The sequence below is a fragment of the Coleofasciculus chthonoplastes PCC 7420 genome (genome assembly GCF_000155555.1).
Lineage (GTDB): Bacteria > Cyanobacteriota > Cyanobacteriia > Cyanobacteriales > Coleofasciculaceae > Coleofasciculus > Coleofasciculus chthonoplastes_A.
The window spans coordinates 259,369-266,072 of sequence record NZ_DS989853.1; the positions used below are offsets into that span (position 1 = coordinate 259,369).

The 6,704-nt window shown below is 45.5% G+C and carries 6 protein-coding genes; 3 read left to right on the forward strand and 3 right to left on the reverse strand.

Annotated features, from left to right (window positions below):
* Positions 1-101 precede the first annotated feature (101 nt).
* Together MC7420_RS19200 and MC7420_RS19205 are read left to right on the forward strand one after the other, a co-directional pair.
* The gene (locus MC7420_RS19200) at positions 102-989 is read left to right on the forward strand and encodes a M15 family metallopeptidase (protein WP_006102154.1); all 888 of its coding nucleotides are present in this window, start codon (positions 102-104) and stop codon (positions 987-989) included.
* A gap of 231 nt (positions 990-1,220) precedes the next feature.
* Positions 1,221-1,904, forward strand: a complete 684-nt coding sequence (locus tag MC7420_RS19205; protein ID WP_044208302.1) for a hypothetical protein — start codon at positions 1,221-1,223, stop codon at positions 1,902-1,904.
* A 40-nt stretch (positions 1,905-1,944) separates the two neighbouring features.
* Here the strand turns inward: MC7420_RS19205 and MC7420_RS19210 are convergent, their stop codons facing one another.
* The 3 genes from MC7420_RS19210 to MC7420_RS19220 all read right to left on the reverse strand — a co-directional run bounded on the left by MC7420_RS19210 (position 1,945) and on the right by MC7420_RS19220 (position 5,343).
* Positions 1,945-2,937 (reverse strand): GGDEF domain-containing protein, encoded by a 993-nt coding sequence (locus MC7420_RS19210; RefSeq protein WP_006102149.1) that lies wholly within the window; start codon positions 2,935-2,937, stop codon positions 1,945-1,947.
* Between the two features lie 64 nt (positions 2,938-3,001).
* Entirely contained in the window at positions 3,002-4,237 is a 1,236-nt protein-coding gene (locus MC7420_RS19215) for an RNA-guided endonuclease InsQ/TnpB family protein (protein WP_006102189.1), read from the reverse strand.
* A 404-nt stretch (positions 4,238-4,641) separates the two neighbouring features.
* Positions 4,642-5,343, reverse strand: a complete 702-nt coding sequence (locus MC7420_RS19220) for a PEP-CTERM sorting domain-containing protein (RefSeq protein ID WP_006102294.1) — start codon at positions 5,341-5,343, stop codon at positions 4,642-4,644.
* A gap of 949 nt (positions 5,344-6,292) precedes the next feature.
* On the opposite strand from MC7420_RS19220, the gene MC7420_RS19225 reads away from it, so the two are divergent.
* On the forward strand, positions 6,293-6,704 hold a 412-nt coding region (locus MC7420_RS19225), incomplete at its 3' end, for a hypothetical protein (RefSeq protein ID WP_006102200.1).

Sequence of the window (6,704 nt, forward strand, 5' to 3'; positions counted from 1 at the left end):
GAACGGAAAAACTTATACTATAGAGTTCACTGCTACCTTCTTCCAGTTGGAATAGGTTCCCCTTTCCCCGTTCAAGAATTAGCACCTTCAGGAGTGGAGTTTTGAAGACCCCCGATTTTCCCGGAGAACCCGTCAACCTATCCGAATCAACAGAGGAGGATATTCCCGTAGCCGTAAGGGATACGCCCGACACCCGACGGCGATCGCGGTTGCAGCCATTTCTAATTATCCTGGCAGTATTAGGAGGCGGCGCGATCGTTTTGGGGCTAATCCTCTCCTCGTCCACCTCCCAATCTCCCCAAACGATTACCGCTTCCCCCCAACCCACGACAACAGATACCTCCACCTCAACAACTCCGGAGGAAAGTGAGAGTGAGAGTGAGAACGACGTTGATAATCTTCTGGGACACCTCCCCTACGAAGAAGCTCCTCTATCCGAACTCGAACCCATTACCTCAGATGGTCGCATTCAACTCCGGGAAGCGGCGGCGAAGAAATTTAAAGCGATGAGGGCAGCCGCTCAAGCCGATGGCATCGTATTAGTCGCAATATCCGGCTATCGTACTCAGCAACAACAGCAGCATCTCTTTTTTGACATCAAAGCACAACGGGGACAAGTGGCGACACAACGGGCTGAAGTCAGTGCGCCTCCCGGTTACAGCGAACATCACACCGGTTATGCCGTCGATATTGGCGATGGCAGAACACCCGCCACAAATCTGAACACCAATTTTGAGAATACAGCGGCGTTTAAGTGGCTGGAAGAGAATGCCGCGTACTATAGCTTTGAGTTATCCTTTCCCAAAGGAAATCCCCAAGGTGTGAGTTATGAACCATGGCATTGGCGCTTTGTTGGTGATCCAGATAGTTTAGAAACCTTCTACAAAGCCCAAAATTTGGATCGTCCTGATTTGGAACCGTCTCCTTCGTCCTCAGAACCAGAGGATGAGTCTAGTACCAGGGAACAGGGAACAGGCAACAGGGAATAGATAACAGGGAAAGGTTGTTGTAGTGCGAGCGTCTCGCTCGCTATTTTGGTCTCGCTCGCTATTTTGTATAGTTTTTTATCCCCAGAGGGAACAGGATGGAACAAGAGATTCAAATACTAAAACGTATAATTAATGTTAATATTCCATTATCACTAAAAGTTTACTTTGTCAATAGCAAACTGTTAAAAATTCAAAATTAACCCTCAACAAAACGCACTTTTATATCAAATGATGCAGCAAACCACTCTCAATGTAATTGCCATTGGTATCTTTGGCATGACCCTTTCCGCCCTACTGACTCCAATTTTTAATATTCCGCCAGCGATTCCCGCCTTGGCAACATTTGGAATTTTAGGATTAGTTACGGTAGACAGTCTCAGCTTTCAAGGTAAAGGCACAACGGTACTATTAGATTGGTTAGCCCAGAGGCGCAGTGACTATCGCGATCGCATTCTGCACCATGAAGCGGGTCATTTCCTGGTGGCTTACCTGTTGGGGATTCCGATCGCGGGTTATACGCTGACAGCCTGGGAAGCCTTGAAGCAGGGACAACCGGGTTTAGGTGGCGTGCAATTTGATACTCAGCAACTCTCACCGAATCCCCTTGCCATTGGCGAAATGCGATTGACTCTGGATCGATTCTGTACGGTTTGGATGGCAGGAATTGCGGCAGAAACCCTGGTTTATGGTGAAGCGGAAGGCGGAATCGACGATTGCCAAAAATTAAAAGAGGCGTTGAGATTATTTGAACGTCCGGTTGGTGAATTTACCACCAAACAGCGTTGGGCGATGCTGCAAGCTCAAACGATGTTACAGGATAACTGGGAGGCTTACGAAGCCCTGATCAAAGCTATGGCAGAACGGACATCCGTAGGCGACTGCTATCGCCTGATTCAAGATCATTACCACAGTTGAGCAGGGGGAGCTGGGGAAGCTGGGGTCAAAACTCAACACTTTAATAAAGCGTGTCATCACTGTAAAGCACCTGGTTCGTTCCTTTAGCTTTAGCACGCAAAAGATTATGATCAGCCCGTTTGACCAGGCTTTCGCCTTTGTGATCATCTGAAGCCTTGAGAGAAGCAATGCCAACGCTAATCGTAATCTCGATCGCGATCGTACCATCTACATTAAACGGTTGCTCGTTGATCTGATATCGCAGGCGTTTGGCGACAATTTTAGCTTCCTCTCCACTGGTTTGATTGAGAACCACTAAAAATTCTTCCCCACCATACCGAAACAACGTATCCTGTAGGCGCAGATTATGCTGGAGTCGGGTTGAGAGCAGCTGCAAAACGCGATCGCCAACCTGATGTCCATAGGTATCATTCACTGATTTGAAATGATCCACATCCATCATAATCACACTCAGATCCGTGATGTAGGTGCGGGCATTTTGGATTTGCCGGGGTAACTCCCATTCCATTGCCCGACGATTATTCAGTTCGGTTAAGGGATCAGCCAGAGCCAGGGTGGAGAGAACATCATTGGTTTGCAGCAGTTTTTGGTAGAACTGTACACTGCGCCATCCGGCTAGGATATGGGCTTTCAGGAGCCGATATTCTGCTAACGTACTTCCTGGATCTCCTGTTGGGGTGCAAGTCAAGGGTAAGTAAGCATCTGCACCGCCTTCTAGGGCTTCAGCACAAATAATTTGTTCCCGACGCGGATCAGCCGCTTTGCCTTCACTCAAGGAATAAGACGGGTCATTAATTAAAATGCAATACGTCCAGCTTAACTGTAGCTGTTCTTTAACCTGCTTACACAGTTCCAAACTCCCGTTTTGGGTTGCCTGCACAATTAAAATTGCGTATTGTTTAGCTTGAACCTTACTCAGAGCATCTTCTGGATTGGCAGACTCCTCCACCTTGCCAGACGTGATCGTGCGAATCTGGTCAAGGAACGTCTTAAGGAATTGCGGATTTCCCACGATTAATACAGAAGCGTCCATTTTGGGATGTAGCTCTGAAGAGCTGAGACATTGACCCTGTGCACCTGATTTGACACTCTCCGCCCTATAAGGAAAGAGATTCTTCTTTCATAGACCCGGCTTGCTGAAATAGGCTTGCGCCTAAAACAGTAGAGGCTAAGTCTCCAGAAGCGTTCGGATTCAAAATCCAAGTTCCGACGTGACCCGCCGTACTTAAGGCTATTTTCAGAATATTGATGGCGGCGTTCCAATCCCGATCCAAAATACATCCACATCGACAGATATGAGTTCTGGTAGACAAGGATTTTTTAACTACCGTACCGCAGCTGGAGCATTCCTGGGAACTATAGGCAGGATTAACCGCGATGGTTATTTTGCCACACTTAACCCCAAAATACTCCAGCCATTTTCTGAACTGATACCAACCTGCATCATTGATCGATTTGGCTAAACAATGATTTTTAACCAGATTTCTAATCCTCAAATCTTCATAAGCGACCAAATCGTTAGATTGGATTACGCAACGCGCCACTCTCTTGGCGTGTTCTTCACGCTGCCTACTTATTTTGAGGTGAAATCGCCCTAATCGATTAATGGCTTTCTTGCGGTTGGTAGAGCCAATCTCAGTGCGTGAAACTCGTCTTTGAAGGAATCTTAAGCGTTTTTCACCTTCCCGGTAAAATCGGGGATTGGGTTCTTGATAGCCGTTGCTATCGGTATAGAACTCTTTGAGTCCCACGTCTAACCCAATGGCTTTCCCTGTCGGCTGACTCTCTACTTTATTCTCAGCATTGACCAAGAATTGAACATAGTAGCCATCAGCGCGACGGACTAACCGCACCCGTTTTATTGACCCAAGTTGATAGAAGTTTAAGCATGCCCTCGAACGAAGTGAAGGGTCCCACGTCCCTTTGAGCTTGAGTTTTCCAATCCTTTTCTTGTCCGTGAAGGTTATTTGTTTTCGAGTTTCAGAAAGCTTCCAGCCGCTAGTTTTGTATTCAACTGAACGGCAGTTTTTCTTAAACTTTGGATAACCCTTCTTTCCCGGAATAGACTTTCTACAATTGCTGTAAAATCGGGCAATTGACGAATATGCCCTTTCAACAGCCGTTTGACAAGCATGAGAGTTTAAGTCCTTAACAAAAGAAAACTCAGCTCTCAACGATGTATTGTGACGATACAGATCCTTTTGTCCAACACCTTCATTATCCATCCAGTAACGGATGCACTTATTGCGGACAAATTGAGCGGTTAAGATCGCCTCATCAATCGCTAAATATTGAGCTGTTTTCCCTTTAGCCTTAAACTCAAAAACTAACATTTGACGTGAAAAATTTTACAGCAATATTATAACATAAAGCCGTCCTAAAAGGACGGGGAGCCTGAACCCACTATTTCCGGTCAAAACGTTTTCTATCAGAAGTTGAAGCTTTGGCAGGGGATTTCCCCCACCATCAGTTAACTTATCGTGCCTTCTGCCTGGTTGGTGAGCGTTCGACTGAGCGCTCACGCGGCTCGACTGAGCGCTCGCCGAACGTCCGAAGTCCTGCCGAACCACTGCCTCCTGCCTTGGTGTCTTGTCTCCACCAATAGTGTAAGTATTCAACCGGACATAATTATAACCCCACCCAAATCAACGATTCAGATGGGGATAAAGATGGCAAAACCTCAGTCAGTGAAGCACATGCTGAGGAACCTTTTTTGGGAACACACTAAGTTAGGGGATTACTTCTTTTGTTTGAGTTGCTTCAAGATTGAACCGACACCCAGGGAACCCACAGCGAGCAAGCCACCGATTGTACCGGGTTCAGGAACCTCGGTTGCCGTAAACACAGCACCAGAGAATTTTAGATTCTCGTCTATTGTTTTACCTGCATCGAGTTTTGCCTGAACTTGATCAACGGTAGTATTGTTGATTTGGAAGGTGATGTTACCACGACCTTTAGAGATATCATTAGAGGCACTGGTAAAGAATCCAGAAATTGCCACGTCTACGGCTACGTTAGCACCACTATTTTTTAGATCGTAGGTAGCCGTTTGCAGAGTGAAAATATCTTCCCCATCTTCGATGGTGTCTACATCACCTGGGAAAAAACCAACAACACCAGGAATTGGAGTTTTACCCAAGTCAAGAAAAGGAGTCTCTGCTAACAGGGGAGTAAAAGAGAGAATACTACCTATGTTTGCCGAATTGAATACTTCAAAACTGGGATCATTACTCGTAATCGAAACTGGAGTGACGGGTTGGGGACTGAATGTGAGGGAGTTCTTGCTGAATTTAACGATACTTTGGCCCATATCAGACGCACCAGAAGCTAACTGAAACTTACCTGTCAACGCAATGGCGTTTGCTTCACCAGCATTAGTCAACACACCAGCCGCGACTAGGGGAATTGTAGCCAAAGAGCCAAGAATTGCTTTTTTCATACTATGGGGTACTCCTGTTGTTACTGCAAAATTTAGGGAACTGAGGGATTGCTAAGGGAGGCAGGGATATATTTTGATTTTCCTTTCCTCAAATTAACGTCTTGTTACTTAATCTGTCTATAGTTACCTGTAAGGATTTGATGAACTTTTTACAAAGTTTTCATGAAGCTTAGCCTAAGTCTGGGCAGTAAGATAATAGAAGTCAACTTCTAACCAACACTTGCTGAGTCTGATACCGTGACTATCCCTTACGGTATGTCAAGAGACTATACGATTTCGTTTGTAATGGAGTTGCTGTTGCTACAACCCCAATGCAGCAGGTCGCAGATGATATATATTGAGCAATGTAAATATCCTACCTTAATTGTATTACAGCCAGTGTGACTGTCATCACTCTTAAGTTCAACTTGACAATTCTCCACCTTGAGAGCCACCAACGATAAAGCGATCGCGCCTTCATTTTCTCCAAAGAGCGTAGAACAGGGAAAGTGTATCGGGTACAGTAGGGGTTTGGTAACCCTACGGCGTGGCGAGGAATCACCGACCCTTTTAGGGCGGTGAGGATGTCAAAAATATACATGACCCACTCAGATCCTCCCTGTTCTCCTGTATGAGCTAGAGGTGCTCACAAACTTCCACCAAGATGCACTAGGGACGAGGATGCACTAGGGAAGACGTGTATTAGATATAGTGTAGGACTGTAAAGGTATATTTATGATACTTTATAGAAGTGAGTGTGATCGCAGTCACCCTTTAACTAGACTTTATGGAATCTTTAACCAAAGGTGAGTTTTTGCCATAAGCGTATGAAGATTGTATGAAGTTGCCCTAAGAAGGATGCAAAATCTGTAAATCTGAATTAAATTAGTTTTAAGTTCACAAGAGTATTAACTCAGCTCTGTGTGAACTTTAGATAACATACCTTACAACTGTTCTAGGAGGACATATAATGCAAGCTAAGATTTTAGGTTTAGGCGCTGCGGTTCCGTTGGCTGCAGTGAGCATGATGGCAATCTCCGCTCCCGCTGAGGCGATAGTCTTCAAATCTGGAGATATCCTTAATATTACCGGATCTTATACAAGAGATCTTGCGAATGATTTCAAATTTACATTCAACGACGTTCCAGGTGATACAGATGCAGGGTTCGGTAATTTCGGGGTGACCCTCTCTAGCGGTGACTTTGGTGATTTCGAGACCAATGGCACAATTGTACAAGAATATGACATCTTGAACGTTGATTTCGCGAATCCCAACACTTACCGCTTTGACTTAAATGGCAACAAACCTTTCCTGAAGCTGCAGAAAACAGTTGCGGGTCTACCTGTGGGAACTCCTGCTGGTATGGGTCCTAATGACATGT